Origin of the sequence: Brevundimonas sp. (assembly GCF_036399195.1) — a bacterium.
Taxonomy (GTDB): Bacteria; Pseudomonadota; Alphaproteobacteria; order Caulobacterales; family Caulobacteraceae; genus Brevundimonas.
On the sequence record NZ_DASWNO010000213.1, the window covers coordinates 1 to 2,629 of the forward strand.

The 2,629-nt window shown below is 68.3% G+C and carries 5 protein-coding genes; 1 reads left to right on the top strand and 4 read right to left on the bottom strand.

Annotated elements, in window-relative coordinates; genetic code table 11:
• Nucleotides 1-124: 124 nt before the first annotated feature.
• Nucleotides 125-994, bottom strand: coding sequence for a 50S ribosomal protein L11 methyltransferase (locus VGB60_RS09555; RefSeq protein ID WP_331038032.1), 870 nt, complete (start codon nt 992-994; stop codon nt 125-127).
• Nucleotides 995-1,053: 59 nt separating this feature from the next.
• Nucleotides 1,054-1,353 carry a hypothetical protein gene (locus VGB60_RS09560; protein WP_331038033.1) on the bottom strand — a complete coding sequence of 100 codons (300 nt, stop codon included), beginning with the start codon at nt 1,351-1,353 and terminating at the stop codon, nt 1,054-1,056.
• Between the two features lie 106 nt (nt 1,354-1,459).
• On the opposite strand from VGB60_RS09560, the gene VGB60_RS09565 reads away from it, so the two are divergent.
• Nucleotides 1,460-1,597, top strand: coding sequence for a hypothetical protein (locus VGB60_RS09565; RefSeq protein WP_331038034.1), 138 nt, complete (start codon nt 1,460-1,462; stop codon nt 1,595-1,597).
• Nucleotides 1,598-1,672: 75 nt separating this feature from the next.
• Here the strand turns inward: VGB60_RS09565 and VGB60_RS09570 are convergent, their stop codons facing one another.
• Together VGB60_RS09570 and epsC are read right to left on the bottom strand one after the other, a co-directional pair.
• Nucleotides 1,673-1,885: a DUF3126 family protein gene (locus tag VGB60_RS09570; RefSeq protein WP_259551744.1), complete on the bottom strand. Its 213-nt coding sequence runs from the start codon at nt 1,883-1,885 to the stop codon at nt 1,673-1,675.
• 246 nt (nt 1,886-2,131) lie between these two features.
• Nucleotides 2,132-2,629: serine O-acetyltransferase EpsC (gene epsC / locus VGB60_RS09575; protein WP_331038035.1), on the bottom strand; the 498-nt coding region annotated here is incomplete at its 5' end.

Here is a 2,629-nt window from a genome sequence, read left to right on the forward strand (position 1 = left end):
CGTCTCGGTGTAGACGGCGCCCGGCGGCGGAACGCGAGTCGGATCGGTGTTCGGATCGTACTGGGTCAAGGCGGAGTCCTCCAATGGACTGCTGCAACGGCTGCGCTTGGCCTCCGTTCCGCCGTTAACCCACCCGCCTCAGCACCAGCGCGCTCCAGGCGTCGCGATGGATGCGCCGCTCCAGCACGAAACCCCGTGACAGATAGGCTGCCGACACCCGCCGCTCCTGCGTTCGCAGAAGGCCCGACAGGATTGCGACGCCGCCGAGACCCAAGGCCTCCTTGATGTCCTGCGACAGCGAAACCAGCGGCGGCGCCAGGATGTTGGCGAACACCAGGTCGTAGGGCCCCTGCCCCCGCACCTTGCGGTCGTTGAGCCCGAAGGCGTGGACGAAGCGGGCACCGGCCTGGTTCAGCTTGGCGTTCTCGTTGGCGATCCGCACGGACGGCGCGTCGATGTCGGTCCCCAGCGCCACGCGCGACCCGGTCTTGGCCGCCGCGATGGCCAGCACGCCCGTGCCGCAGCCGACGTCCAGCACGCGCTCGAACCGTTCCTTCTTCAACAGTTCGTCGAAGGCCATCAGACAGCTGACAGTCGTGCCGTGGTGGCCGGTGCCGAAGGCGGCGCCGGCGTCGATCTTCAGGTTCACCGTGTTGGCGGGAACGCTCCCCTGATCGTGGGCCCCATAGACGAAGAACCGGCCCGCCCTTACCGGCGGCAGGCCGGACAGGGACATCGCCAACCAGTCCGCGTCGGCCAGCTTCTCGACCAGGACGGTCAGGCCGTCGTGCTCCTTCAGCCGCGCCTCGATCCCGCGCGCATCTTCCGCGTCGTTGGGGAAGGCGTCGATGCGCCAGACGCCGCGATCCTCGTCCTCCTCAAGGATGGAATAGGTCGCGCCTTCCAGCAGCGGATCCAAGTCGAGCGAAGCGGCGGCGGCCTCGGCCACGGCCCGCGGCCCCCTCGCGATTATTTGAACTGCGGACTCGGACATTTCTCAAACACCGGTATCATTGCGAATCGAGCCTGCGCGGGCGTGTGCGCGGGGCGGCATCAACGAAACAACCGAGGGGTCGGGGACACCATGGCTAAAGCACCGTCGAAGCCGAGTACGGCGAAACCGAAAGCGGCCGCCGCCGCTTCCAAGCCGAAACCGGCGGCAAAGTCGAGCGCCGCGCCGAAAGCTGTCGCCAAACCGGCCGCTCCGAAAGCCGCCGCGAAGCCGGCGGTGAACGCCGCTCCGAAGGCGACCAAGCCCGCGACCACCACTCTGGCTCCGGCCAAGGCGCCGGCCGCCAAGACGGCCGCGAAACCGGCTGCGTCCAAGGCCACGGCTTCGAAGGCCACCGCCAAGCCGGCTGCGAAAGCCGCTGCGAAGCCAGCCGCACCGGCCGCCAAACCCGCAGCGCCGAAAGCTGCTCCCAAGGCTGCCGCGCCCAAGCCCGCGCCGGCTCCCGCCATGGCCTCGGTCGCTCCGGCTGCCGCATCTACGAAGCCCGCCGCCTCGACGTCCGCGCCCGCAGCCGCGGCCGCCAAGCCGGCCGAGAGCAAGGGCTTCCTGAGCGGCCTGCTCGACATGGTTTTCGGCAAGAAGTAAGCCGTCGCCGCTGAAACGAAGAAGCGCCGGTGGAGCGATCCACCGGCGCTTTTCTTTGAGCCCGTTCTCAGGCGATCACGCCTCCGGCAGGTCTTCCGCCAGGATCGCCATCTCGAACATGAAGCTGCCGGCCTCGTCCTCGTCCTCGAACACGACGCCGATGAACTCGTCGCCGACGTAGACCTCGCAGGAGTCGTTGGGCTTGCCGCGCGGCTTCAGGATGATGCCGCCCGTGTTGAACGTGCGCTTCAGGTGCGTCTCGACGCGCTTCATGTCGGCGGTGTTCATGGATCGGCCTCGTCGTCGCTTTTGAAGCCGCGGACCCTAGAGAAACGGGCGCCGGAGGGAAACCCTGAGATTACCGTCTCCTCCCCATTTCATGGGGAAGGTGGATCGTCGGCGCAGCCGGCGAGACGGAGGGGGCGACGCCGAACGCAGGATTTCGCGCTCCACAGAAGACCGCCTCCGCTGCCCCCTCCGTCACGGCGCAAGAGCGCCGCGCCACCTCCCCACTCCGTGGGGAGGAGACACTGCTCAAATCACGAAGTCGTAGACGATGTCGGCCAGCGTATGGTCCATCGTCCGGGCCGGCGTCGCCTCGGTGGGGCAGTTGACCAGCCGCGCGGGCACCCCGGCCACCGTGCATCCAGGCGGCACCGCTTTCAGCACCACCGAGCCCGAGGCGACCTTGGCGTAGTCGCCGACCACGATGTTCCCGAGCACCTTGGCGCCCGCCCCCAGCAGCACGCCGCGGCCGATCTTCGGATGCCGGTCTCCGCGTTCGGCGCCTGTCCCGCCCAGCGTGACGGCGTGCAGCATCGACACCTCGTCGCCGACCACGGCCGTCTCGCCAATGACGATGCCGGTGCCGTGGTCGAAGAACAGGCCGGACCCCAGCCTTGCGGCCGGATGAATGTCGACCTGGAACAGTTCCGAAATGCGGCTCTGGAAGTGGAAGGCCAGCGCCTCGCGACCCTCTCGCCACAGCCAGTGCGCCACGCGATACGCCTGCAGCGCCTGAAAGCCCTTGAA